Origin of the sequence: Cryobacterium arcticum (assembly GCF_001679725.1) — a bacterium.
Classification (GTDB): Bacteria; Actinomycetota; Actinomycetes; order Actinomycetales; family Microbacteriaceae; genus Cryobacterium; species Cryobacterium arcticum_A.
Genome location: NZ_CP016282.1, coordinates 991,532 through 1,017,221 on the forward strand (window position 1 = coordinate 991,532; position 25,690 = coordinate 1,017,221).

23 protein-coding genes are annotated in these 25,690 nt (G+C 69.4%); 14 read left to right on the plus strand and 9 right to left on the minus strand.

What is annotated here, in order from left to right; genetic code table 11:
- Positions 1–19: 19 nt before the first annotated feature.
- From PA27867_RS04405 to PA27867_RS04415, 3 genes are all read right to left on the minus strand, one after another.
- Positions 20–937: an NAD(P)-binding domain-containing protein gene (locus PA27867_RS04405; protein WP_066593839.1), complete on the minus strand. Its 918-nt coding sequence runs from the start codon at positions 935–937 to the stop codon at positions 20–22.
- A gap of 86 nt (positions 938–1,023) precedes the next feature.
- Positions 1,024–1,527, minus strand: coding sequence for a hypothetical protein (locus tag PA27867_RS04410; protein ID WP_066593841.1), 504 nt, complete (start codon positions 1,525–1,527; stop codon positions 1,024–1,026).
- Positions 1,524–2,834, minus strand: coding sequence for a serine/threonine-protein kinase (locus tag PA27867_RS04415; RefSeq protein ID WP_236900836.1), 1,311 nt, complete (start codon positions 2,832–2,834; stop codon positions 1,524–1,526). The genes PA27867_RS04410 and PA27867_RS04415 overlap by 4 nt, the downstream gene beginning before the upstream one ends.
- Positions 2,835–3,003: 169 nt before the next feature.
- Between PA27867_RS04415 and PA27867_RS04420 the strand changes: the two genes are divergently transcribed.
- The 6 genes from PA27867_RS04420 (at position 3,004) to PA27867_RS04445 (ending at position 10,145) form a co-directional block, all read left to right on the plus strand.
- The gene (locus PA27867_RS04420; protein WP_208857299.1) at positions 3,004–4,374 is read left to right on the plus strand and encodes a M50 family metallopeptidase; all 1,371 of its coding nucleotides are present in this window, start codon (positions 3,004–3,006) and stop codon (positions 4,372–4,374) included.
- Positions 4,375–4,468: 94 nt separating this feature from the next.
- Positions 4,469–5,779, plus strand: a complete 1,311-nt coding sequence (locus tag PA27867_RS04425) for a sensor histidine kinase (RefSeq protein ID WP_066593843.1) — start codon at positions 4,469–4,471, stop codon at positions 5,777–5,779.
- Positions 5,776–6,435: a response regulator gene (locus PA27867_RS04430; RefSeq protein ID WP_066593846.1), complete on the plus strand. Its 660-nt coding sequence runs from the start codon at positions 5,776–5,778 to the stop codon at positions 6,433–6,435. The genes PA27867_RS04425 and PA27867_RS04430 overlap by 4 nt, the downstream gene beginning before the upstream one ends.
- 126 nt (positions 6,436–6,561) lie before the next feature.
- Complete coding sequence (locus PA27867_RS04435) at positions 6,562–6,900, plus strand: SHOCT domain-containing protein (protein ID WP_236900837.1); 339 nt, start codon at positions 6,562–6,564, stop codon at positions 6,898–6,900.
- Positions 6,901–6,996: 96 nt separating this feature from the next.
- Complete coding sequence (gene ispG / locus PA27867_RS04440) at positions 6,997–8,157, plus strand: flavodoxin-dependent (E)-4-hydroxy-3-methylbut-2-enyl-diphosphate synthase (protein ID WP_181445866.1); 1,161 nt, start codon at positions 6,997–6,999, stop codon at positions 8,155–8,157.
- Positions 8,158–8,375: 218 nt separating this feature from the next.
- Entirely contained in the window at positions 8,376–10,145 is a 1,770-nt protein-coding gene (locus PA27867_RS04445) for a proline--tRNA ligase (protein WP_066593850.1), read from the plus strand.
- A gap of 403 nt (positions 10,146–10,548) precedes the next feature.
- On the opposite strand, the gene PA27867_RS04450 is transcribed toward PA27867_RS04445, so the two are convergent.
- Positions 10,549–11,382 (minus strand): DUF1206 domain-containing protein, encoded by an 834-nt coding sequence (locus tag PA27867_RS04450; RefSeq protein WP_084020690.1) that lies wholly within the window; start codon positions 11,380–11,382, stop codon positions 10,549–10,551.
- A 162-nt stretch (positions 11,383–11,544) separates the two neighbouring features.
- On the opposite strand from PA27867_RS04450, the gene nusA reads away from it, so the two are divergent.
- From nusA to rbfA, 4 genes are all read left to right on the plus strand, one after another.
- A complete protein-coding gene (nusA, locus tag PA27867_RS04455) occupies positions 11,545–12,555 on the plus strand; it encodes a transcription termination factor NusA (protein ID WP_066593852.1) in 1,011 nt (336 codons plus the stop codon).
- Between the two features lie 8 nt (positions 12,556–12,563).
- On the plus strand, positions 12,564–12,821 hold the full coding sequence (locus PA27867_RS04460; protein WP_066593854.1) for a YlxR family protein: 258 nt from the start codon (positions 12,564–12,566) through the stop codon (positions 12,819–12,821).
- A gap of 76 nt (positions 12,822–12,897) precedes the next feature.
- Complete coding sequence (infB, locus tag PA27867_RS04465) at positions 12,898–15,753, plus strand: translation initiation factor IF-2 (protein WP_066593856.1); 2,856 nt, start codon at positions 12,898–12,900, stop codon at positions 15,751–15,753.
- Positions 15,754–15,937: 184 nt separating this feature from the next.
- On the plus strand, positions 15,938–16,462 hold the full coding sequence (gene rbfA, locus PA27867_RS04470) for a 30S ribosome-binding factor RbfA (RefSeq protein ID WP_066593858.1): 525 nt from the start codon (positions 15,938–15,940) through the stop codon (positions 16,460–16,462).
- Positions 16,463–16,725: 263 nt separating this feature from the next.
- Here the strand turns inward: rbfA and PA27867_RS04475 are convergent, their stop codons facing one another.
- The 3 genes from PA27867_RS04475 to PA27867_RS04485 are packed head-to-tail and all read right to left on the minus strand — an operon-like array spanning position 16,726 to position 19,932.
- Complete coding sequence (locus tag PA27867_RS04475; RefSeq protein WP_066593860.1) at positions 16,726–17,694, minus strand: aldose 1-epimerase family protein; 969 nt, start codon at positions 17,692–17,694, stop codon at positions 16,726–16,728.
- Entirely contained in the window at positions 17,687–18,949 is a 1,263-nt protein-coding gene (locus PA27867_RS04480) for a D-arabinono-1,4-lactone oxidase (protein ID WP_066593862.1), read from the minus strand. Before PA27867_RS04480 ends, PA27867_RS04475 begins: the two co-directional genes overlap by 8 nt.
- Before the next feature lie 50 nt (positions 18,950–18,999).
- On the minus strand, positions 19,000–19,932 hold the full coding sequence (locus PA27867_RS04485) for an A/G-specific adenine glycosylase (RefSeq protein WP_084020692.1): 933 nt from the start codon (positions 19,930–19,932) through the stop codon (positions 19,000–19,002).
- Between the two features lie 23 nt (positions 19,933–19,955).
- On the opposite strand from PA27867_RS04485, the gene PA27867_RS04490 reads away from it, so the two are divergent.
- Positions 19,956–20,558, plus strand: a complete 603-nt coding sequence (locus PA27867_RS04490; RefSeq protein ID WP_066593864.1) for a hypothetical protein — start codon at positions 19,956–19,958, stop codon at positions 20,556–20,558.
- On the opposite strand, the gene PA27867_RS04495 is transcribed toward PA27867_RS04490, so the two are convergent.
- Positions 20,542–21,543 carry a ketopantoate reductase family protein gene (locus tag PA27867_RS04495; protein ID WP_066593866.1) on the minus strand — a complete coding sequence of 334 codons (1,002 nt, stop codon included), beginning with the start codon at positions 21,541–21,543 and terminating at the stop codon, positions 20,542–20,544. The genes PA27867_RS04490 and PA27867_RS04495 overlap by 17 nt on opposite strands.
- A 502-nt stretch (positions 21,544–22,045) precedes the next feature.
- Complete coding sequence (locus PA27867_RS04500) at positions 22,046–23,518, minus strand: MFS transporter (RefSeq protein ID WP_157109119.1); 1,473 nt, start codon at positions 23,516–23,518, stop codon at positions 22,046–22,048.
- A 79-nt stretch (positions 23,519–23,597) separates the two neighbouring features.
- On the opposite strand from PA27867_RS04500, the gene PA27867_RS04505 reads away from it, so the two are divergent.
- From PA27867_RS04505 to PA27867_RS04515, 3 genes are read left to right on the plus strand one after another with little or no spacing between them, the layout of a single operon-like run.
- A complete protein-coding gene (locus PA27867_RS04505; RefSeq protein WP_066593871.1) occupies positions 23,598–24,293 on the plus strand; it encodes a TetR/AcrR family transcriptional regulator in 696 nt (231 codons plus the stop codon).
- A complete protein-coding gene (truB, locus tag PA27867_RS04510) occupies positions 24,290–25,294 on the plus strand; it encodes a tRNA pseudouridine(55) synthase TruB (RefSeq protein ID WP_066593873.1) in 1,005 nt (334 codons plus the stop codon). Before PA27867_RS04505 ends, truB begins: the two co-directional genes overlap by 4 nt.
- Complete coding sequence (locus tag PA27867_RS04515) at positions 25,291–25,659, plus strand: hypothetical protein (RefSeq protein WP_066593875.1); 369 nt, start codon at positions 25,291–25,293, stop codon at positions 25,657–25,659. Before truB ends, PA27867_RS04515 begins: the two co-directional genes overlap by 4 nt.
- Positions 25,660–25,690 lie beyond the last annotated feature (31 nt).

Consider the following 25,690-nt stretch of genomic DNA (forward strand, 5'->3'; position numbering starts at 1 on the left):
GCCCGGCGGCTGACCTCGGCTACCGGGTGCGGTAGCTCTCCGCCACGGTGACCAGCGCCTCATCCCAGGGTGTGGCGTGGATGCCGAGTTCCCGCTCGGTCTCGGCCGAATCGATCACGTACGGAACCAGGAACTGATAGCTGGACTGGTAAACCTCACGCATCAGCGGGCTCACCGCGCCGAGCGAGCGCAGCATCCACTGCGGGTACCCGGCGACCGTGCCGTGGGTGCCGTAGCGTGCGTTGAGTTGGGCGGCGATATCGGTACGGCTGTATGCCCCGCTCGGTACATGCCAGACGCGTCCCCACGAGCCCGGGTAGACGGCCGCGGCGATCATCGTGGCGGCGATATCCGGGATGAAGCTCCAGCTATGCACGAGGTCTGGCCGGCCGACGCCCCTGGCGGTCTTCGAGGCCAGCACTGCGCTGAAGAACGCCTTGCCGAGATGGGCTGTGCCGCTCACCCCGGCGCCGAAGTAGTCGCTCGCGCGCACCTCGACGGCCCGGATTTCGCCCCGGTCGTGCGCGTCGAGCACGCGGTGCCAGCCGTCTCGGCGGATGATGCCCTTGGACTCGGTCGTGGTCTCGGGGGAGTGCTCGGTCATCGCACCCGCTGGCGAGCCATAGGGGTAGAGGTTGCCCATCACCACGAGGTTCGCGCCCGACACGGATGCCGCGGCGATCGCGGCTGCGAACACCGGCGGCCAGCGCCGGGCCCAGTCGGGGTATGGCGGGTTGGTGCACAGGAAGATGGTGTGTGCGCGCTCGGCCGCCAGGCAGAAGGCCACCGGATCGGAGGCGTCGAGGGAGCGTGCCGTGGCACCGGCGAGGGCTGTGCCGGAGCGGGTGGCGACAGTCACGTCATCGCCACGGGCCACCAACTGGCGAGCCAACTCGCTGCCGACCCAACCGGCTCCGACGACAAGGTGCTGGGTCATGAGGATCCTCCTGGCTGTGGGGTCGGACATGCGGGGCGTGGACCACGATCAGGTGCTGAGGACTGTCTAGCAGGTGCAGGCGTCTTCTAGTCGCACTTGCCCTTCTTTTCGCAGGCCCCTTTCCCAGGCTTGTCCGGGCCGGAGTCGCCGGATTTGTCCGGTCCCTTGGGCCCCTCAGGCGCCTCCTCGGGATCGTCGTCGGTGCTCACGGGCTCCGGCGCGGTGGTCTCGACGGGAGTGGTCTCGACCGGGGTGGTCTCGACGGGGGTGCTCGCGGCGATGGACGAGGCAAGGTCGGCCGCGACGAGGTCGATGGCGGCCTGGATCTCGGCGGCCCGCGCCGCCGTGACGGTGTCTGCGGCCGAGGCTTCGGCCAGGCTCTCGCGCAGAGTGTCGAGGGCGGTCTGCGCCGAGGTGTAGTCGCCCGCGGCGGCTGCCGTGCTGACGGCCAGAACGCCGCTCTGCAACTCGCTCGCGGCGTCGGCGTGCAACGCCGTCGTCCCGGCGCAACCGGCCAGCATGCCGCAGGCCAGGCCGACGCCGGCCAGCGCGACGACGACCCTGGGGAAGAACTTCCGGGTGGCGCTCATGGGGTCACGCTCTCTTGAAGCTGCTGCAGGTGGGTGCCGAGGTCGCCGTCGACAGCGGGGTAGGCGGGCGGTTCGGGTGCCGGGTCCCCCGGCTGCACCAGGAAGACCAGGGCGAGAATCGCGGCCAGCGCCACCGCGGCGCCGATGATCACCAGGCGGGGGCGGCGGGCGGCGTTCCGGAGTGCGGCACGCGGCCAGGTTGACGTTCGAGGCGTCGGGCCGGACGGCTGGGACCGCTGCCCGGCGTTCTGGGGCCTGAACGCGACCGTTGTCGCCCCGGTGTCGGCAGAGCCGACCTCGCCGGCCGTGGTGAACGCCCGGGTGACGTCGTCGCCTCCGGAGGCCGGCAGGCGGCGGGTGGGCGCATCCTGGGCCCGGGTGCGTTCCAGGGCCTCGGTACGTTCCAGGAGATCCGTCTGCACCTCAGTCGCTCCGTCCGTGGTCGCACCGATCGGCGCCGGGACCCAGGTGGACTCTCCGGCCTCGAAGGTTTCCAGCGGGACCAATTCGCGCAAACGCACCGCGGCATCCGCCGACGTGAGGCGGTCACCGGGCTCGCGGGCCGTCATACCGGTCAGGACGTCGTGCCACGCGGCGCCGAGCTCGGCGGGGATCTCGGGTTGACGCTGCAACCGGGCCATGGCCGACTCGATGGCCGTGCCCGGGTAGCTGCGCACACCGGTGACGGCCTCGAGCAGCACCAGGCCCAGCGAGTACACGTCGCTGGGCGGCCCGATCGGGTGGCCCATCGCCTGCTCCGGGCTGAGGTAACCGGCGGTACCCAGCACGGCTCCGGTGCTGGTGAGGTGGGTGGCGTCGATGAGCCGGGCAATGCCGAAGTCGGCCAGCTTGGCGTGCGAGACGCGGCCGGGAAAGTCGGACGGGGCCAGGAGCACGTTGGCGGGTTTGATGTCGCGGTGGATGATGCCCCTGGCGTGCACATAGTGCAGCGCCTCGGCCAGGTCGGCGCCCATCCGGGCGACCTCGGCCGCGGGGAGCTTGCCATCGATGATGCGGCTGCGCAGGTCGAAGCCGTCGACGTACTCCATCACGATGAACGACCGGGTGACACCGTCGAGCTGTTCGGTGCCCGCGTCGAACAGGGTGACCAACGCGAAGTGGTTGAGACTGGCCAGCACCATCACCTCGCCGCTCTGCCGTTGCGGGCCCGAGCCGTCAGCGGTGTCCATCCGGAACAGCTTGACCGCCACGGTGCGGCCCAGGGAGGCGTCGGTGGCCTGGTAGACCGTGGCCATGCCGCCGGTGCCGATCAGCCTGTCGAGGGTGAACCTGTCCGCCAGGGTCACCCCGATCAGGCTGTCGGATCGTGACTCGTCACGAAGCGGCTCGGTCGGTGCAGACAGGGAAGGCCTCCAAAAGGGCGGGGAGCAGCGGATACTGAGCAATTCTTGACGCATGGTGCGGTGCCAGTCAACGGCCAGCCGCCTTGCAGCTAGAAAAGGCTAATGTACGGATGTGGAAACCGTGCTGTTATACATCTTGGGCGTAGCCGTGGTCGTCGTGGGCCTCGCGCTCTCCATCGGCCTGCACGAGATCGGGCACCTGGTGCCGGCCAAGCTGTTCGGGGTCAAGGTCACCCAGTACATGATCGGCTTCGGCCCCACTATGTGGTCGAAGAAAAAGGGCGAGACCGAGTACGGCGTCAAGGCCATCCCTCTCGGCGGCTACATCTCGATGATCGGCATGTTCCCGCCCGCCAAGGACGGCTCAGCGCGCAACAACAGCACCGGCTTCTTCAACCAGTTGGTGCAGGAGGGCGAACCGGCCCCCGCCGCCCGCAGCAGCATGGCCGCTGAGGCCCGGCAGGCCAGCGCCGACACCATCGGCGAGGGCGAGGATCACCGCGCCTTCTACCGCCTCCCGGTCTACAAGCGCGTCATCATCATGCTCGGCGGGCCCACGATGAACCTGCTCATCGCCGTGGTGCTCTTCGCGGTGCTGCTGATGGGCTTCGGCACCACCCAGGCCAGCACCACCGTGGGCAGCGTCAGCGCCTGCGTGCTGCCGGCCACCAGCGACCGGCAGGCCTGCGCGGAGGGCGACGAAGCCGCTCCGGGCGCCGCGGCCGGCCTCAAGCCCGGCGACCGACTGGTGAGCATCGACGGCACCGCGATCACCAGCTGGGACCAGTCCACCGCGATCATCCGCGAGTCCTCCGGCACACCGCTGCAGGTGGTCGTCGAACGCGACGGCGCCCAGCAGACGCTCGTGATCACCCCCAAGCTCACCGAACGCTACGTGACGGATGCCGACGGCAACGTCGTCACCGACGCCAGCGGCGCCCAGGAAACCACCGAGGTCGGCTTTGTCGGCATCGGCCCGGCCGGCGAACTCGTGCCGCAGCCGGCAACCGCGGTGCTGCCCGCCGTCGGCGAGAACATCTCCGGCGTCTTCCACATGATTCTCAACCTGCCGCAGCGGCTGATCGACGTGGCCAACGCCGCGTTCGGCCCGGGGGAGCGCGACCCGAACGGCCCGATCAGCGTGGTCGGCGTCGGCCGGGTCGCCGGTGAGATCGCCAGCGTCGACACGATCCCGCTGGCCAGCAAGGCCGCAAGCCTGATCGGGCTGCTCGCGTCGCTGAACATCGCCCTGTTCGTCTTCAACCTGGTGCCGCTCATGCCGCTGGACGGAGGCCACGTGGCCGGAGCGCTCTGGGAAGGCATCCGCCGGTGGTTCGCGAAGCTGTTCAAGCGCCGCGACCCCGGTCCCGTCGACACGGCCAAGCTGATGCCGCTGACCCTGGCGGTGGCCGTGGTGCTCGGCGGCATGACGCTGCTGCTGGTCTACGCCGACATCGTCAAGCCGATCAACCTGTTCGGCTGAGCAGCCCCGGCCTACTCCCACCGGAGTACCCGGCTGCGGCAATGCGATCCCCGGGGCGACCTCTCCCCGGCGCGAGCGGACGTAGCATCGGAGCATGTCATCGTCCGCAGAGCCGACCGGGTACGGCTCGGGCTGGCCGGAGCGCCGCCGGGGCTGGCCGGGCGAGCGGCTTCCGCCGTCCGCACGGCTCTGGCTGCCTGTCGTGGTCTCGCTGCTCGTCCAGGTGCCGGCGACGGCGTTCCAGCTCTGGCGGGGCCGGTGGAACCTTCCTGCGGGTGGGGAACCGTTCGGCAACCGGCGCTGGGCGGAGTCGCTTCCAGGCCCGGGCGAGCCCGGCTTCACCGCGGCCGCTCTGCTGGTCTTCGCGCTGGCCTTCGTCGGTCCGCTTGCGCTGATCATGGCTCGCCGGTTTCCCGGCCCGGTGGCCATGATCTGTGCCGTCGCCGCCGCGGCACCGATCCTGATCCTGCCCACCGTGGTCACCCCGTTCGCCGCTGTGGCCTTCGCCGTCGTCCTGGGAATCGTGCGGGGCGCGCGGATCTGGGTGTACGCATCCGTCGCGCTGACCTGGGTGGCCACCATCGCGCTGGCCGGACTCTGGGGGATCAGCTTCAATCCGTTCCGGATCGCCGGCACCACGTTCGTGCTGGTGCTGCTGATGGCCGCCGGCGAAGCGCTCCGACGCCGCCGGGAGACCATCCTCGAGCACCGGCGCAGCGCAGACGCCCGCCGGCTGTCGGCCGAACAGCGGGAGCGGATGCGCATCGCCCGCGAGCTGCACGACGTGCTGGCGCATTCGCTGTCCCTGATCAACGTGCAGGCCGGGGTGGGCCTGCACCTCATCGACAGCCAGCCGCAGAAGGCCGCGGACGCTCTCGCGAACATCAAGAGCGCAAGCAAGAACGCACTCGACGAGGTGCGCACGGTGCTCGGAATCCTTCGTTCCGACCCCGCAGAGGCTCCCAGCGCGCCGCTGACACCGGAGCCTGACCTGGCCGGACTCCCGGCGCTGATCGAGTCCTTCCGTGCGCAGGGCCTCGGCATCGCCTACGCCAACGTGCTCGAGGTGGAGAGCGCCGCACCGGCGGCGACCCAGCTCGCGCTCTACCGGATCTGCCAGGAGGCGCTCACCAACGTGCTGCGCCATGCCCGGTCGCACGATGCATCCGTGTACCTCGGCATCGACCGGGGCGCCTACCTGCTGACCGTGACCGACAGCGGCGTCCCTGAGGAACCCCTCCCGCCCGTCGAACCGGGCGGTGGGCTGCTCGGCATGCGGGAACGCGCCGAACTGCTCGGTGGCACCCTGCGCGCCGGGCCGACCGCAGCCGGAGGTTTCCTGGTCGAAGCGAGGCTCCCGTTGCCCGCCGGTCGCGCAGGGCAGAGCGATCGGGGCAACGGATGATCCGGGTGGTCGTCGCCGACGACCAGCAGCTGATCCGCGCCGGGTTCAGGTCGCTGCTCGAGTCCGAACCCGACCTCGACGTGGTGGCAGAGGCCGGAACGGGCCGCGACGCCGTCGCTGCGGTGACGCGGCTGCGTCCGGACGTCGTGCTGATGGACATCCGCATGCCGGACGGCGACGGACTCTGGGCGACCGAACAGATCGTGCGGGACGCAGACCTCAGGGACACCCGGATCGTGGTCGTCACCACCTTCGAACTCGACGAGTACGTGGCGCGGGCCATCCATGCCGGCGCGAGCGGGTTCCTGGTGAAAGACACCGAACCGACCGAGCTGATCCGCGCCGTGCGGGTCGTGGCGGCGGGGGAGGGCCTGCTCTCGCCGAGCGTCACCCGGCGGCTGCTGGCCCGGATGGCGTCGGGGCAGACCGAGCCGCGCGACGACAGCGCCCTCATAGCGCTCACCGAACGGGAGAAGGAGGTGCTCGGCCTCGTCGGCCGCGGGCTGACCAACGCGGAGATCGGCCAGCGCCTGTTCCTCAGCCCGCTCACCGCGAAGACCCACGTGTCCCGCATCATGGGCAAGCTCGCCGCCCGCGACCGGGTGCAGTTGGTCATCGCCGCCTACGAGGCCGGCCTGGTCGCTCCCGGCCGGTAACGACAGCGTCGGGTGCTCCCGCGGGTGTACGGCAGGTGACTCCTGCGGGCAGATTCGCCCGCCGCCCGGACTGGGCACGCTGGAGGCACCGGTTCACACCAGAACCCCCGACGAAATGGAGACATCATGCTGACCACTGCAGTTCTCACCGGGCTCGCCGCCCACCCGGGCTGGGGCATGGGCGGCGGCGGATTCGGGTGGCTGTTCCTGCTGATCCCGCTGTTCTGGATCGTCGTGGTCGTGGCGCTCTTCGCCATCTTCGGCCGCCGCTGGCGCCGGGGCTGGGACGGCCAACGCCCCTACGCCTACCCGAACGGCCCTTATGGCGCCGGCCCGGCGGCTGCGCGCAGCGCCGAGAAGACACTGGCCGAACGATTCGCCCAGGGCGACATCGACGAGGTCGAGTACCGCGCCCGCCTCGAGGTGCTCCGCGCGAACCGGGACGGCGCACCGCCAGCCGGCTGACCGGGAGCAGTCCGGCCGGCCCGTCCGCCGACGCCGGCGGGCGGGCCCGGCTGGGCGTTCAGGCGGATCTGAGCCAGGCACGCGTAAGCTACATTCGTGGCCGCAATAAACCTGGGTATGCCCAAAGTCCCCGAAATCCTCGCACCCCGACGCAAGTCCCGCCAGATCAAGGTCGGCAAGGTCCTCGTCGGCGGTGACGCTCGCGTCAGCGTGCAGTCGATGACAACGACACCGACGACGAACATCAACGCGACGCTGCAGCAGATCGCCGAGCTCACCGCCTCCGGCTGTGACATCGTGCGGGTCGCCGTGCCCAGCCGTGATGACGCCGAGGCGCTGCCGATCATCGCCAAGAAGAGTCAGATCCCCGTGATCGCCGACATTCACTTCCAGCCGAGCTACGTCTACCAGGCCATCGACGCCGGGTGCGCGGCCGTGCGGGTGAACCCGGGCAACATCCGCAAGTTCGACGACCAGGTGGGCAAGATCGCCGCCGCGGCGAAGGCCGCCGGCGTCTCCATCCGTATCGGCGTCAACGCCGGTTCCCTCGAGCCCAGCCTGCTGCAGAAGTACGGCAAGGCCACCCCGGAGGCGCTCGTCGAGAGCGCCGTCTGGGAAGCCAGCCTGTTCGAGGAGCACGACTTCCACGACTTCAAGATCTCGGTCAAGCACAACGACCCGGTGATCATGGTCAAGGCCTACCGGCTGCTCGCCGAACGCGGCGACTGGCCGCTGCACCTCGGTGTGACCGAGGCCGGCCCGTCCTTCCAGGGCACGATCAAGAGCGCCACGGCGTTCGGCATCCTGCTCGGCGAGGGCATCGGCGACACCATCCGGGTGTCCCTCTCCGCCCCGCCCGCCGAGGAGATCAAGGTGGGCCTGCAGATCCTGCAGTCGCTCAACCTGCGCGAGCGCAAGCTCGAGATCGTCTCCTGCCCCAGCTGCGGCAGGGCCCAGGTGGATGTCTACAAGCTCGCCAACGACGTCACCGACGGCCTCGAGGGCATGACCGTGCCGCTCCGCGTCGCGGTGATGGGCTGTGTTGTCAACGGACCCGGCGAGGCCCGTGACGCCGACCTCGGTGTGGCCTCCGGCAACGGCAAGGGCCAGATCTTCGTGCGCGGCGAGGTCATCAAGACCGTGCCGGAGTCCGAGATCGTGGCGACCCTGATCGAGGAGGCCAACCGTATGGCCGCCGAGATGCCGCCCAGCGAAGACTCCCTCGGCGCCCCCGTCGTGACGGTCGGCTCCCGCTAACCCGCCCCTCGCCCGCATCCAGCCACCCGATCTGCGGATCGCGTCCCCTCGCTGGTCGAGCTTGTCGAGACCCCGTAGGCCAACTGTTCCCGCAACTGACAATTGCGCCCGGTACGCCGGGCGCAATTGTCCGTACGGGCACCAGTTGTCGCGGCGGTGAGGTGCCCGCGCCGACGCGCCGCCTGCGCGCGCCGTAAAGTAGGGGCGTGCCTATTCGTATGTCGAACTACTTTCTCCGTACCCTCCGCGAAGACCCCTCTGATGCCGAGGTCACCAGCCACCGCCTGCTTGTGCGGGCCGGCTACATCCGTCGTCAGGCGCCGGGCATCTTCGCCTGGCTGCCGCTGGGCCTGAAGGTCAAGGCGAAGATCGAGACCATCATCCGCGAGGAGATGGCCGCGGCCGGCGCGTTCGAGGTGCACTTCCCGGCCCTGCTGCCGCGCGAGCCCTACGAGGTCACCGGTCGCTGGGACGAGTACGGCGACGGCCTGTTCCGCCTGCAGGACCGCAAGGGCAGCGACCTGCTGCTGGCCCCCACCCACGAAGAGGTCTTCACCCTCATGGTGAAGGACCTCTACAACAGCTACAAGGACCTGCCCCTGTCGATCTTCCAGATCCAGGACAAGTACCGCGACGAGGCCCGCTCCCGCGGTGGACTGCTGCGCGGCCGCGAGTTCACCATGAAGGACGCCTACTCCTTCGACTACACGGATGCCGGCCTCGACGTGAGCTACCAGGCCCAGCGGGACGCCTACGAGCGCATCTTCACCCGCCTCGGCCTCGAGTACGTCGTCGTGCAGGCAGATGCCGGTGCCATGGGCGGCTCGAAGAGCGAAGAGTTCCTGCACCCCACTCCGGTCGGCGAAGACACCTTCGTGCGCTCGGCCGGCGGCTACGCGGCCAACGTGGAGGCCTTCCGCACCGTGGCGCCCGCCGCGATCGACTTCACCGGGTTCCCTGCCGCCGAGGTGCACGACACCCCGGACACCCCCACCATCCAGACCCTGGTGGACAGTGCCAACGCCAACCACCCGCGCCCCGACGGGCGCGAGTGGACCGCGGCGGACACGCTCAAGAACGTGGTCCTTGCGCTCGTGCAGCTCGACGGCAGCCGCGAGATCGTCGTGATCGGCGTGCCCGGTGACCGTGAGGTCGACCTCAAGCGCGTCGAGGTCGCCTTCGCCCCCGCCGAGGTGGAGGCCGCCAACGACGGCGACTTCGCCAAGCTCGACAAGATTCCCGGCCGCCCGGGCCTGGTGAAGGGCTACATCGGCCCGTGGGCCGCGACCGGCGCGATGCTGGGTGCCGAATCGGCCACCGGCATCCGTTACCTGGTCGACCCGCGCGTGGTCGACGGCACCGAGTGGATCACCGGCGCCAACGAGGCCGGCCGCCACGTCTTCGGCCTCGTCGCCGGTCGTGACTTCACGGCCGACGGTACCGTCGAAGCCGCAGAGGTGCGCGCCGGAGACCCCGCCCCCGACGGCTCCGGCCCGGTGGAACTTGCCCGCGGCATGGAGATCGGCCACGTGTTCCAGCTCGGCCGCAAGTACGCCGAGGCGCTGGGCCTCAAGGTGCTCGACGAGAACGGCAAGCTCGTCACCGTCACGATGGGCTCCTACGGCATCGGCGTCACCCGCGCCCTCGCCGTGATCGCCGAGCTCAACAACGACGCCAAGGGCCTGATCTGGCCCGAGGCCGTGGCCCCGTTCGATGTGCACGTGATCGCCACGGGCCGCGACGAGGTGGTCTTCGAGACCAGCGAGGCCGTGACCGCGATGCTCGAGGCCTCCGGCCGCGACGTGCTCTACGACGACCGCCGCAAGGTGTCGCCGGGCGTCAAGTTCGGCGACGCAGAGCTCATCGGTATCCCCACCATCGTGATCGTGGGCCGCGGCGCGGCCGACGGCATCGTGGAGCTGTGGGACCGCCGTTCGGGCGAGCGCACCCAGGTGGCCGTCACCGAGCTGGCCGGCCATTTCGCCTAACCGTCGGCCCGCTGGTCGAGCTAGTCGAGACCTCTCACGGGGTCTCGACAAGCTCGACCGGCGTTCTTGTCGCGTCCGGTAGGGACGTCACGGGGCCTCGGGGACGCTCACCGTCGTTGGTCGAGCTTGTCGAGACCTGGTGACCGGGCCTCGGGGACGCTCACCGTCGTTGGTCGAGCTTGTCGAGACCTGGTGACCGGGTCTCGGGGACGCTCGGCGTCGTTGGTCGAGCTTGTCGAGACCTGGTGACCGGGCCTCGGGGACGGTCACCGTCGTTGGTCGAGCTTGTCGAGACCAGGTGACGTGCGTGCCTGTCGCGCCCCGTCGTTGGTCGAGCTTGTCGAGACCTCTCACGGGGTCTCGACAAGCTCGACCGGCGTGTTTGTCACGCGTCGAAGCCGAGCTAGAGGCGGGCGAAGCGGGCTCGGAAGAAGCAGTACACGCCGTAGGCGATGAGGCCGAGACCCACCAGTACCAGGATGACGGTGCCGAACGGCAACTCGGCCAGCGAATGCAACGCGCCGTCGAGCCCGGTGGACTGGCTCGGGTCGACCGTGAAGCCCGCCACGATCGCCAGGATGCCCACCACGCCCACCGCAATGCCCTTGGCCACGTATCCGGCAACGCCCAGCCCCACGGTGACCCGGCCGACGGTGCCTGTGGGCACCGCGAGGTCCTCGGTGAACTTCTTGGCCGCACCCTTGTAGACGAAGTAGCCGCCGATCGCGAGCACCGCGAGTCCGGCGATCATCAGCAGGACGGGCCCGCCGGGCAGGGCGAGCACGGATGCGCTGGCCGACGAGGTGCTCTGCGATGAGTTCGCCGAGCCGTTGAGCGCCACGGTGAGTGCCGTACCGGCCACGAACAGATAGGCGACACCCTTGCCGATCTCCTTGAGGCGGTGCGCCCAGACCTTCTTGGGGTCGCTGCCGGGCACCAGGAACGCCTGCAGCACCTGCCACAGGCCCAGCGCCGCCAACCCCACCACGATGGTCCACAGCATAAAGATGCCGCCGGGGGACTGCGCGACCTGGCCGAGCGCCCCCGACTGGTCGGCGCTTCCTCCGCCCGCGCCTACGGCGAGGCCGATCGCGATCGCGCCGATCAGGCCGTGCAAGAGGCCGTTGACGGCATAACCGACCCTGGCCAGGGTTTTGAGATGGGGGTTGTTGCCGGCCTGTTGGGCGGCGCGTCCGGCGGACTCTGCGCCGGACTTCGCGGAAGAACGAGTATTCATCGGGTTATCGTAACGAGGGAACGGCGCCTTGTGCACAAGCGGCCTGGTGAGTCCCTCCTGAAGCCGGGGTGCGGGTGACGGGTACGCCCGGAGTCCGGTACCGTAGGGAGAAGCCCGCTGCGCGGTTTCGCGGCGGCAAGATCTGAATAGAGGAGGCCGGCCATGGACATCGACCTCAGCGTGTTGCGGCTGATGGAGCGCGAGAAAGAGATTCCCTTCGAGGAACTCGTGCAGATCATCGAGCAAGCAATTTTGACGGCCTACCTCAAGCACACCCACCAGGGTGAGCCACTGAAGCAGGCTGCGGAAGAAGAACCCGGAGCTCGCGTCGTCCTCGACCGCAAGTCCGGTCACGTCGACATTTACATTCCTGAGCACGACGAAGAGGGCAACATCATCGGCGAAGCCGTTGACAACCCCGACGACTTCGGTCGCATTGCCGCATTCGCGGCCAAGCAGGTCATCAACCAGCGTCTGCGCGACATCGCGGATGACGCGGTGCTGGGCGAATTCAAGGGCCGCGAAGGCGAGATCGTCGCGGGCATCATCCAGCAGGGCCCCAACCCCCGCATGATCCACGTCGACCTCGGCACGATCGAAGCGATCCTGCCGCCCGAGGAGCAGGTGCCCGGCGAAAGCTACGTGCACGGTTCGCGCATCCGGGTGTATGTCACGGCCGTCGGCCGCGGCATGAAGGGCCCGCAGATCACCGTGTCGCGCACCCACCCGTCGCTCGTGCGTCGGCTGTTCGCGCTCGAGGTCCCCGAGATCGCCAGCGGCGTCGTGGAGATCGTGTCGCTGGCCCGCGAAGCCGGCCACCGCACCAAGATCGCCGTGCGCGCCACCGAACCCGGCGTGAACGCCAAGGGTGCCTGCATCGGCGAGCTCGGCCAGCGCGTGCGCGCGGTGACCGCTGAGCTCAACAACGAGAAGATCGACATCGTCGACTACTCGCCCGACCTGGCCACCTTCGTGGCCAGCGCACTGTCGCCGGCCAAGGTCACCAGCGCCTATGTCATCGACGAGTCGATCAAGGCCGTTCGGGCCCTCGTGCCCGACTACCAGCTGTCGCTCGCGATCGGCAAGGAGGGCCAGAATGCCCGCCTCGCCGCGAAGCTGACCGGCGCAAAAATCGACATCCAGCCAGACAGCATTCTGGAGGATGACGAATAGGGGGTACGATGGAACCCGTTAGAACGTGCATTGGATGCCGTTCGCGCGCCTCACGCTCCTCACTTCTGAGGGTCGTCGCCCAGAATTCGGACCTGGTGGTCGACAAGACCGCCACCCTGCCTGGGCGCGGTGCGTGGATTCATCCCACCATCGCGTGCTTTCAGGAGGCCGTCAAGCGGCGCGCTTTCGGGCGTGCCCTGCGTGTGAGCAGCCCCCTGGACGCAAAACAACTAGAGAACAGGCTGACTTGGCTAATGGATAACTAATGAGCGGCTCGAAATGAGAACCGTCCGTTACTAACGGTCTGCCCCTTTCCGGGTGCAGGCCCGGAACAGGAGAATTGTGGCTGCGAAACCACGCGTACACGAGATCGCAACTGAGCTCGGTGTCGACAGCAAGGTAGCCCTTGCGAAATTGAAGGAAATGGGCGAGTTCGTCAAGGGACCGTCCTCCAGTGTTGAACCTCCCGTTGCACGCCGTCTGCGTGCAGCACTCGAGGCCGACGGAGTCGCCACCGGCGGCGCCGCTGCCACCCCGGCGGCACCTGCCGCCGCGAAGCCGGCCGCGACCACCACGGTCAAGCCCGGCGTCCGTCCGGGCCCGGCGCGCCCCGCCGCACCCGCTCCCGCACCCGTCGTCGAGGCTCCTGCAGCGGATGCGCCGCCCATGCCGGCCGCGCCGCTGACCGTCGCCGAGCGTCAAGTTCAGGCCGCCGAAAAGGCCGCAGCAGCCGAGAAGGCCGCAGCGACCGAGAAGGCCGCAGCCGAGGCACCCGCAGCAGCGGGCACCGAAGCCACCCCCGCGGCTCCCACCCCTGCGGCAACCGCCGGCGGCGAGACCGCCACGGCCGCCAAGCCGGGTGGAACCGTGCCGCGTCCGGGTGCCCGCCCGGGCAACAACCCCTTCGCCAGCAACCAGGGCATGGGCAAGACCCCCACCCCGCGTCCGGGTAACAACCCGTTCGCGAGCGCACAGGGCATGGGACAGCGTCCGCCGTCCTCCGCCTCGCCCAGCAACATCCCCCGCCCTGCCGCACCCCGCCCCGGCGCCCCGCGCCCCGGTGGACCCGGCCAGGCCCCCCGCCCGACCGGCTTCGGCCAGCGTCCGGGTGGATTCCAGCGCCCCGGTGGCGCTCCGGGCGGCGCCGGTGGCGCTCGCCCCGGCTTCACCCGTCCGGGCGCCCCTGCCGGCGCACCCGGCTTCGGCCCGCCCCGCCCCGCCGGTGGCGGCGGCGCCGGCGGTCGTGGCCGTGGCCCCGGTGGTGGAACCGCTGGTGCATTCGGTCGCGGTGGCGGCAAGAACAAGGCTCGCAAGTCCAAGCGGACGAAGAGGGCCGAGTTCGAGCTGCGCGAGGCCCCGTCGCTGGGTGGCGTCAGCGTCCCCCGTGGCGACGGCGGAACCGTGGTGCGTCTGCGCCGCGGTGCCTCCATCACGGACTTCGCCGACAAGATCGACGCGAGCCCGGGCAACCTGGTGACCGTGCTGTTCCACCTCGGTGAAATGGCCACGGCGACCGAGTCGCTCGACGAGGCCACCTTCGACGTGCTGGGCAGCGAGCTGGGTTACAAGATCCAGATGGTCTCGCCCGACGACGAAGACCGCGAACTGCTGCTCGCCTTCGACATCGACATCGACCAGGAGCTGGCCGACGAGACCGACGAAGAGCTCGAGGTCCGTCCTCCCGTCGTCACCGTCATGGGTCACGTCGACCACGGTAAGACCGCGCTGCTCGACGCCATCCGTAACGCCAAGGTCGCTGCGGGCGAAGCCGGTGGCATCACCCAGCACATCGGTGCCTACCAGGTCGTCACCGAGCACGAGGGCATCGAACGTGCCATCACCTTCATCGACACCCCCGGTCACGAGGCGTTCACCGCCATGCGTGCTCGTGGTGCGCAGGTCACCGACATCGCGATCCTCGTGGTCGCCGCCGATGACGGCATCATGCCGCAGACGATTGAGGCGCTCAACCACGCACAGGCCGCCAACGTGCCGATCGTGGTCGCGGTGAACAAGATCGACAAGCCCGGTGCGAACCCGCAGAAGGTGCGCCAGCAGCTCACCGAGTTCGGCCTCGTCGCCGAAGAGTACGGCGGAGACGTCATGTTCGTCGACGTGTCTGCGAAGAACAAGGTCGGCATCCAGGAGATCCTGGACGCCGTCCTGCTCACCGCTGACGCCGGACTCGACATGCGCGCCAACCCGAACAAGGACGCCCGCGGTGTGGCCATCGAGGCCAAGCTCGACAAGGGTCGCGGTGCAGTTGCCACCGTGCTCATCCAGTCCGGAACGCTGCGTGTCGGTGACTCGATCGTCGCCGGTACCGCCTACGGCCGTGTACGTGCGATGGCTGACGAAAACGGCAACGCCGTTCTCGCCGCGGTTCCGTCCCGTGCCGTCCAGGTTCAGGGCCTCTCGAGCGTTCCCCGCGCCGGTGACACCTTCCTCGTTATCGAGGAAGACCGCACCGCGCGTCAGATCGCCGAGAAGCGTGAAGCCGCCGAGCGCAACGCCCTGCTGGCCAAGGCCCGCAAGCGCATCAGCCTCGAGGACTTCACCCGTGCACTCGAAGAGGGCAAGGTCGAATCGCTCAACCTCATCATCAAGGGTGACGTTTCCGGTGCCGTTGAGGCCCTGGAAGAGTCGCTGCTCAAGATCGAGGTCGACGACTCCGTTCAGCTGCGCATCATCCACCGCGGTGTCGGTGCTGTCACGGAGAGCGACGTCAATCTCGCCACCGTCGACAACGCCATCATCATCGGCTTCAACGTTCGCCCCGACACGAAGGCGCGCGAACGTGCGGCTCGTGAAGGCGTGGACGTGCGTTTCTACTCCGTCATCTACAACGCGCTCGAGGACATCGAGTCTTCCCTCACCGGAATGCTCAAGCCCGAGTTCGAAGAAGTGCAGAGTGGTATCGCCGAGATCCGCGAGGTCTTCAGCTCCTCGAAGTTCGGAAACGTCGCCGGTGTCATCGTGCGGTCGGGAACGATCACGCGAAACGCCAAGGCACGGGTCATCCGCGACGGCATCGTCGTGGGCGACAACCTGGCCATCGAGTCGCTGCGTCGCTTCAAGGATGACGTCACCGAGGTCCGTACGGACTTCGAGGCTGGTATTGGGCTTGGTAAGTTCAATGACATCCAGATCGGCGATGAGATCGAGACGATCGAATTGAAGGAAAAGCCCCGGGGTTAATACCTCGGTGGCGCGGGGTCTCCGCTCGATCCCCCTAAAAAGGGAAGAGAGCGGGGACCCCTACCCCGATTCCCTTTTTAGGGGGATCAAGCTACGACCTCACTTCCCGAGAAACGCCAGCGTCAATTCGATGGTGGGGGAGGGCTGAAGAGCTACTGAAGTACCCACAAACTAGGAGTTCGACATGGTAGATCCGGCACGCGCTATGAAGATGGCGGACCGCATCAAGGTCATCGTGGCCAAGCGGCTCGAACGCGGCATCCGCGACCCGCGACTGGGCTTCGTGACCATCACCGACGTCAAGGTCACCGGCGACCTGCAGCACGCTTCGGTGTTCTACACGGTCTACGGCTCCGAAGAAGAGCGCAAGGACAGCGCCGCAGCCCTCAAGGCCGCTACGGGCATGTTCCGCAGCGAGGTGGGCAAGAACATCACCGCTCGCCTGACCCCGTCGATCGAGTTCATCGCCGACGCGATCCCCGAGAACGCCGCACTGATCGACGACCTGCTGCGTGAAGCGCGCGAGCGCGACACCCAGGTGGGCGAGATGGCCCGCACGGCCGTCTACGCCGGCGACGAAGACCCGTACGTGAAGCCGCGCGAGTACGCCGCTGACGACGACGAGGATGACGACGACACCGACGAGGATGAGGTCGCTCCGGCGCCCACCGGCCGTCACGTCGCTGACACCGAGCCCGACGCGCTGTAGCCCTCACTGTTGGCGCTCAGCGCGCTCGCACTCTCGGCCGTTCAGGCCGCGCGACGTTAAGCAGAAGGCCCCTTGACTGAGTGTCAGGGGGCCTTTCGCCGTCCCTCGGCGAGTTGTGTCTTGCCGAGTTGCCGCAAAGTGCACTCTGGGGGCACTCGAAGGGGTGCTTTGCTGCGTCTCGGCGAGGTGGGCCAGCGGTGAGATGGCAGTTGAGGCCCACTCCGACGCGCGGAGGGGCCCTCAACTGGCACGTCGCGTGAGGGTCAGGCCTCGGTGGCGGCGATGGTCCAGGCGGCGGAGTGGGTGGCGCCGGGGGCCAGGCGCACCAGGTCCTCGCCTGTGGAGAAGGCGTCGGGCGGGCAGGTCATCGGCTCGACGGCCAGGCCGATGCGGCTCCGCTCGGGTGCCGGACGGTCTGCCGTGTGCACCTGCAGCCAGGGCAGTTCCGGGCCGAAGGTCAGGCGCACGCCGGTGCCGACGGGGCTGGTCAGCGTGACGGTGGCGGCCGCATCCGTGTCGCGGGCGATGGCGGTGAAGGCGTGGTCGATGAAGGTGTCGCCGATGACCCGCGGGGTGCGGAAGTCGAACTCCGGGGTGCTGTCGACCGGCGCGACGGCCACGGGGCTGAGCCGGTCCGGCGTCACGGTGAGGTAGCTCGCGGCGGGGAACTCCAGGGTCCAGTCGTCGACGGTGCCGGGGCCCGCCACGAGGTAGGGGTGCGGGCCGGTGCCGTACGGGGCGGTGCTCGCGCCCACGTTCTCGGCGGTCACCGTGGTGGTGAGGCCGTCGTCAGCGAGGCTGTAGGTGGCCAGGAGAATGATGCGGTGCGGGTAGCCGTCGCTCGGCACGATGGTGGTGCCGAGAGTCACGGAGTCGGACGAGCGTGCCTGCAGCGACCAGTCCGCCCAGCAGACCAGGCCGTGCAGGGCGTGCGCTCGGCTTGGCTCGGTGAGCGGCAGCTGGTAGTCCACGCCGTCGAAGGTGTAGCTGCCGTCGACGACCCGGTTCGGCCAGGGTGCCAGCACGGCGCCGCGGTAGCCGGGGCGCACCTCGTCGGCGGCGAACGGAACCACGAGATCGCGGCCCTTCCAGGTGAGACGCCGCAGGCTCGCGCCGACGCTTGCGATGGTGGCCGAGTAACCGTCGTGCTCGATCGTGAACTGCAGCCCGGAGAGCGGCAGCACCGACGCATCCGTGCCTGCAGCGGTCTGGGTCGTGGTGGCGTCAGTCATGGGGGAGGACTCGTTTCAGGTAGGCGTTCTCGAAGCGGCCGGCGGGGTCGACCCGTCGCACGTGGGCGGCGAAGTCGCCGAGCCGGGGATAGGCGCGGCGCAGCCCGGCCGGGGACATCGTGGAGACCTTGCCCCAGTGCGGCCGGGGTGCGAAAGGCTCCAGGGTGTGTTCGATGAGGGGGAGCACGGCCAGGATCTCGGCCGGCAGCGGCTTCCAGGTGAAGTGGATGGCGAGGGAGTCCCTGGCGTAGCTGGGGCTGAGCCAGGCGGTGTCTGCGGCGACGCTGCGCAGTTCGGAGATGTGCAGCAGGGGCGCGATCCGGTCACCGATCGCCCGCAGCGCGGTGATGGCGGCGACGGCGTGTTCGGCGGGGATCAGATATTCGGACTGGATCTCCTCGCCGTGGCTGGGCTGGAACTCGCTGCGGAAGTGCGCGAGGCGCTCGTTCCACGGTCCGGGTTCGCGCAGCTGCTCGGTGACGCTGTCGGCGGCGACGCCGGGCAGCGGATGCAGCGCCACGGTGGCCTCGGTGGCGCCCAGGGCAGCGAGGTCGAATTCCGGCCCGTCCACATCCAGCCGGCGCTTGGACCAGACCTGGTGGGTGTTCTCGCCCTGGAACGTGGTGAACACGCTCACGCTGTAGCCGCTGGACATGATGGCCGGCCAGTGCGCCAGCGCCGCCGCCCAGGACAGCCCCTCGTGCACGTACTGCGAGATCTGGAAGTGCGGCTGCACCCGGAGCGTGACCGCGGTGACGATGCCCACGGCGCCCAGGCCCACCACGGATGCGGCGAAGTCGGCGTCGTGCTCGCTCACGGTCACGACCTGGCCGTCGGCGCGCACGATCTCGAGGGCCAGCACCGAGGAGGCCAGCGAGCCGTTGCGCACCCCGGAGCCGTGGGTGCCGGTCTGGATGGCACCGGCCACGGAGATGTGCGGCAGCGACGCGAGGTTCGGCAGCGCGAGGCCCTGCCCGGCGAGGTAGCGGCCCACCTGGGCGTAGGTGCTGCCGGCGCCGACCCGCACACTCACGGGGACGCCGTCGTCGCCGGACTGCAGCGAGGGCTCACCGGCCAGCAGATCCAGGGCAACCAGGGTGCCCTCGGTATCGGCGATGGTGGAGAACGAATGCCGCGAGCCCAGTGCCTTCACCGGGCCGGATGCGGCGGCCACGATCGCGGATACCTCGGCGGTGCTGGTGGGGTGCCTGATGTCGTCGGTCGAATACTCGACGTTGCCAGCCCAGTTCTTCATCGAAACCATTTCTGTGAGGGGTGCGCAGGTGTGAGGTGTGCACAGGGGAGTCACCCCTGGGAAAGAGCGTACATCCCGGTGTCCACGCACACGGCGAGGCCGTCGGCGAGCAGTCCGGCCAGGGCGCGGTCGCGCTGCACGGCGTCCGGCCAGAGGCTCTCGATCTCGGCGGCCGTGACAGGGTGGTGGGTTGCCCGCAGCTCCGCCATGATGAGGCCGCGCACCTGCCGGTCGCTGCCCTCGAACTTCTTCTGCACGGCCTTCTTCGGTCCCGCATACTCCGGGTAGCCGGCGGCGCGCCAGGCGCAGGCATCCCGGATCGGGCAGGCCTCGCAGCGGGGGCTGCGGCTGGTGCACACCACGGCGCCCAGCTCCATGATCGCGGCGTTGAAGACCGCGGCGGCCACGGTCTCCTCCGGCAACAGCTGCGACATGGCCTCCAGGTCACGCCGCCGGCTCGGCGGCGCCGGTTCGGCCTGGCCGGCCACGGCGCGCGCGATCACCCGCCGGGTGTTCGTGTCGACGACCGGATGGCGATGGCCGTAGGCGAACGCGGCGACGGCTCTGGCGGTGTAGTCGCCGATGCCCGTGAGGGCGAGCAGATCGTCCACGTCGTGTGGCACCACGCCGCCGTGGCGTTCGGTGATCTCCACGGCTGCGGCGTGCAGCCAGAGCGCTCGACGGGGGTAGCCCAGGCTGGCCCACGCCCGTACGGCCTCGCCCGGGGGCACGGACGCGAGGTCGCCGGGGGTCGGCCAGCGTTCGAGCCATTCCGCCAGACGCGGGATCACCCGGTTGACCGGGGTCTGCTGCAGCATGAACTCGCTCACCAGGGTGCCCCAGGCGCTGAAGCCCGCGCGCCGCCAGGGCAGGTCGCGCGCATTCTCGCCGAACCAGGTGCTGATCTCGGCGGCCAGCCCGGCGGCAGTCGTTTCGACGGCATCGGCGGCGACGGTGGTGGTGCTTCGGGCTGTGGCGTTCATCCGTTCTAACCTAGGCTCGATTCATGAAGCTTGTTTCCACACCGCGCGTCGAGTACCTACGTACCCTCGCGGCCGAGATACTGAACCTGAACGGTCGGGGCCGGGTGATCGTGGCCGTCGACGGCGCCGATGCTGCGGCCCGAACGGCCTTCGCCGACGACCTGGCCGCGGTGTTCGACGAGGCCGAGACGCCCGCCTTCCGTGCCTCGCTGCCGTATTTCAGGCGGTCACGCCAGGAGCAGGCCCGGTTCGGCGCCGACACCCCCGAACGGCTCTATCGGCACGGCTATGACTATTCGGCGTTGCGCCGGGTGCTGCTCGAGCCGTTCCGGCTGGGCGGCAGCACGGCGTTCGTCACCCAGGTGATCGACCCGGAGCGGGACACCTGGATCGAACCGGACTGGACCACGGCCCCGGCCGACGCGATCCTGGTGCTCGACGGTGAGTTCCTCAACCGCGCCGAGCTGCGGGACGGCTGGAACTACCGGATTCTGCTCGAGAGCGAGACGACCAACGAGGCCGACTACCTCTACCAGAAGGAGGAACGCCCCAGGCAGTGGGTGTCGGCCGTGATCGACCTGAGCGATCCCGCCCGGCCCGCCCGGGTGTTCAGCGACTCCTGCTGAACCGTTCCACCACCTCGGTGGCGGTGAGGAACGAGCCCCTCTGTTCCACCTCGTGCACGAGCGCCGTGAGCCGGGTGTTCACCGGTGCCGCGGTCCCCGCCAGGCGGGCCTCCCGCACGACGACGCCGTTGAGGTGGTCCACCTCGGTGCGTTGGCCGCGCCGCACCGACTGCAGGGTGGAGCCCAGGTTGGGCACTGTGCCCATGCGGGCGCGCATCATGAGCGGCAGCACCTGACCGGCCCAGACCGGCAACAGGGCGAAGACCCGCAGCCGCCGGTGCCCGAGGGCCTGCATCGAGCCGAACCGGATGCCGCGGCCCAGGCCCACCCGCACGGCCTCGCGCATGCTCAGGGTCATGATCCGGCGCAGGCCCCGGTGTGCCACGACGCTCTGCACGCTCAGCCCGGTGATCGCCGGCAGGGCATTGAGCATGTTCACCACGAGCTTGGTCCACTGGGCGCCGACGAAATTGTCGATCGCCTGGGTGGGCACGGCTTCGGCCAGCACCGCCTGCCAGTGCCGGGTCGCCTGGTCGGCGGGCCCGCTGCCCCGGCCGAGGTAGGTGGGCGCCGCCGTGGTCACGGTGACCAGGCCCGGCTCGGTGTAGTTCGCGGCGATGATCGACAGGGCGCCGAAGCACTCGGAACCGGGCAGCAGCCGCCGGGCCGTGTCCACCCCATCGAGGCCGTTCTGGATCACGATGACCGCGGCCCCGTCGAGCACGGCTGCGTTGTCGCCGATCGCAGCCTCGGCATCCTGCGCCTTGGTGCAGACCAGGGCCAGGTCGGGCGTCTCGGTCAGTCGCTCGAGCGCCGTCGGATGGGACTGCCCCTTGCCGAAGCCGCCCTCCAGCCGGATGCCGCGCTCCCGGATCGCGGCCAGCCCGGCGCCGCGGGCGGTGACGGTGACATCGTGGCCGGCCTGGGCGAGGAGGGTGGCGAAGGTTCCGCCCAGGGCGCCGGCGCCGATCACAGCAATTCGCATGAGCTCAGCCTAGAAGTTCGCCGGGTGGGGCGCTCACGTGAGGCGGCTTGTGGGGCGTTCCCACCTCGGTGGTCGAGCTTGTCGGACGCTGGTCGAGCTTGCCGAGACCCGGTGAGTGGATCTCGAAGCGAGTCACGAGGTCTCGACAGGCTCGACCAGCGACGGGGGCGCGACATGCGCGCACGTCACGTGGTCTCGACATGCTCGACCAGCGACGGGGGCGCGATATGCGCGCACGTCACGTGGTCTCGACATGCTCGACCAGCGACGGGGGCGCGACATGCGCGCACGTCACGTGGTCTCGACATGCTCGACCGGCGACGGGGGTGCGACATGCATGCACGTCACTCAGCGGGCTGGTCTGCGGAACGCACCCATTGCGTTGGTCGAGCTTGTCGAGACCCGGTGAGCGGATCTCGAGGCACTTCACGGGGTCTACTTCTACTGGCTCCGCACAAGTCGACAGGCTCGATCGACGGGATGGGGACGATTGCGGATCGGGTCAGCGAAGGGCGGGCGCGCGGCGGCCGGACGGCAGCGCCAGTGCGATGACCGCCGCGACCGCGAGCACGCCGGCTCCCACCATGATCGCGGGGATCGCCGCATCCACGTACCCGGTCGGTGTCAGCTCGCCGCCGTTGCCCGTGAACACGGCCGTGAGCACCGCCACGCCCAGGGCCACGCCGATCTCCCGGAAGGTGGAGTTGGTGCCGGAGGCCTTGGCGTGATCGTGCGGCGCCATGTTGGCCAGCACGGCGGTGGAACTGGGCGCGAAGACCAGACCCATGCCCAGCCCGGCCAGGATGAACGGGCCCACCAGTTCGCCGTAGGCGACGTCGGCCGACATCGTCGACGCGAGCCAGAACATCGCAGCGGCCAGGAAGACCAGGCCCAGCACGATCGGCAGCCGGGTTCCGGTGCGCGGGCTGAGCAGCCCGGTCAGCGGAGCCACGACCATGGGCGCGAGCGTCCACGGCATCGTCATCACCCCGGCCTCGAGCGGGCTGTGGCCCTGCACGATCTGCAGGAACTGGATCAGCACGAAGATCGACCCGAAGATCCCGAAGCTGAAGGTGATGCCCACCAGGTTCGCCACCGAGAAGCTCCGGTCGCGAAACAGCCGAAGCGGCAGCAGCGGCGCGGACGCCCGCCCCTCCCACCAGACGAAGGCCAGTAGGAGCACCGAGCCGCCGATGAGCCCCGTGAGCACTTCGACGCTGGACCAGCCGGCCTCGTTGCCGCGCACGATTCCGTAGACGATGCCGAAGACACCCAGGCCGGCGAGCACCAGGCCGACGATGTCGGCGCGCAGCCGGGCGCCGAAGGTGTTGGGCAGGGCGGCCAGTGCCAGGGGGACCGAGAGCAGGCCGAGCGGCACATTCAGCCAGAAGATCGCCTGCCAGTTCCAGCCCTCCACTACGGCGCCGCCGATGAGCGGGCCGAGGGCGACACCGAGTCCGGCGATGCCGCCCCAGATGCCGATGGCCGCGGGCCGGAACCTGTCGGCCACCGATCCGACGAGCAGGGTGAGCGAGAGCGGCATCAGGGCCGCTGCGCCCACCCCCTGAAGCGCCCTGGCAGTGATGAGCAGCCACGGTTCGACGCTCACCGCGCATAGCGCGGACGCCGCGGTGAACACGGCGATCCCGGCCAGGAACACCGTGCGGCGCCCGAAACGGTCGCCGATGGCGACGGCCATGAGCATGAACGTGGCGAAGCTGAGCGAGTACGCGTTCACCACCCACTGCAGTTCCTCGATCGTCGCCGAGAGGTCCGCGTTGATCACGGGCAGGGCACTGGTGACCACGAGGTTGTCGAGGGTGGCCATGAACATGGGCAGTGACGCGGCGACGACGGCGAGCCACACCGGTACCCGCCGCAGCCGGTTCGTCCGGCTCGAGCCCGGATCAGGCTCGGCGGGGTGGCGGGCGGCCTCGGCGGACACGATCAGGTCGGCCGGCGGTGGAACAGTCATGGTCAGACCCCTTCATCGGATGTTGTAATCGAATGATTACAAGATGTGAGATTAGTTATCGGCTGATAACCTGTCAAGTGTGACGACGACATCCGAACCTGAGACATCCGCGACCGGGGCGGCCTCGACAGGGGCAGCGCAGCCCACTGAGCGCATCCCCGCGGCTGAACGGCGGGAGCAGATCCTGGCCGCCGCCAGTGTGGTGTTCGGCGAGCGGGGATACTCCGGCGCCACCACCGACCAGGTGGCCAAGGCTGCGGGCATCAGCCAGCCCTATGTGGTGCGGATGTTCGGCACCAAGGAGAACCTCTTCCTGGAGGTCCTGGCCCGGGCCCTCGAGCGCCTGATCACCAGCTTTCGGCTGATCATCGCCGAACCCCGCGAACACGGACCCGACGAGGTCGGGGACCTGGCCGCGAGGCTCGGCGCCGCCTATGTGGACCTCATTGAGGATCGCGGCATCCTGCTCTCGCTCATGCAGGCCTTCATCAGCGGCAACAACCCTGTCGTCGGCGCCAAGGCCAGGGCCGGCTTCCTCGAGATCTACCGGATGCTGCGCGACGAGGCGGGCTTCCCGCCCGACACGATCCGGGAGTTCCTGGCCGATGGCATGCTGTTCAACACCCTCCTGGCCATCCGGCTGCCGGACATCTTCGACGACGACCCCGCAGCCGAGGAGCTCATGCGGTACGCATTCCGTGGCAAGCTCGACGTTGTGCTCGGCGCCACCGCCGCCGGGAACGCCCTTGATTCCAGCCCGAAGGACCGCACGTGAACGCCCCGAGACGCAAGCCTGCCAGCACGACCAGCGGCCTCGTACTGATCGACAAGCCCCAGGGCTGGACCAGCCACGATGCCGTCGCCCGCACCCGCCGTTTGGCCGGTACGCGCAAGGTCGGCCACGCCGGCACCCTCGACCCCATGGCCACCGGCCTGCTGATCCTCGGCATCAACAGCTCCACCCGGCTGCTCACCTACGTGGTCGGGCTCGACAAGGAGTATCTGGCCACCATCCGCCTGGGTGCTGCCACGACCACCGACGACGCCGAGGGGGAGGAGCTGACGCGGGCCCCCGCCGAGGCCGTTGCCGCCGTGAGCGCGGAATCGATCGCCGACGGCATCGCCGCCCTCACCGGCGCGATCAGCCAGCGGCCCAGCGCCGTGAGCGCCATCAAGGTTGACGGCAAGCGCGCCTACGCCCGCGTGCGTGCCGGCGAGGACGTGGAGCTGCCCGCCCGACCGGTCACCGTGAGCGAGTTCGAGCTCGTGTCCAGCACCGCCGCCGACGGTTTCCTCGACCTCGAGGTTCGCGTGGTGTGCTCCTCGGGCACCTACATCCGCGCACTGGCCCGCGACCTCGGCGACGCCCTGGGCGTGGGTGGTCACCTCACGAGCCTCCGCCGCACGCGCATCGGCCCGTTCGGCATCATGGACGCCGACCCACTCGACGTGCTCGATGTGGGCCGGGCCCTGATCGGGCCGGCGGATGCGGCGTCCCGCCTCTTCGAGAGGTTCGACCTCGACGCCCAGCAGGCCATCGACCTCGGCCACGGCAAGCGCATCGATGCGCCGGCCGGAGCGGGCGATGCCGGCCCGGTCGCGGCTGTGGACCCGGCCGGCCGGCTGATCGGGCTCGTCGAATACCGCGACGGGCGCGCCAAGTCGATCGTGAACTTCCCGCCGGACGAACAGCCGGCGCCCGCTGCCGAGCCCGCCGCCGACTCGGTGCCCGAGCCCGTCCCCGAGTCGCCCACAGAATCCGAGGACGCCAAGTGATCGACTGGTTCACCTACCTGCAGCTGGCCGTCGCCGTGCTCGCCGGCCTCCTCTGCCTGGGTCTCGGCCTGGCCGGCCGCAAGCCCACCGACCTGAGCATGGGTGCCACCCTGCTCGTGGAGGTGCTCCTGATCGTGCAGCTCGTGGTGGCCATCGTGGCGCCCTTCACCGGCAACGAGGCCACCGGCAGCGTCCTGGAGTTCTACACCTACCTGATCAGCGCCATCCTGCTGCCGCTCGGCGGGGGAGTCTGGGCGCTCATCGAGCGCAGCCGCTGGAGCACCGTGATCCTGGGCGTGGTGTGCCTGTCGGTGGCGGTCATGCTCTACCGCATGCTGCAGATCTGGACCGTGCAGACCGTCTGAATCACACCGGCCGCACCCGGCACCGTGCCAC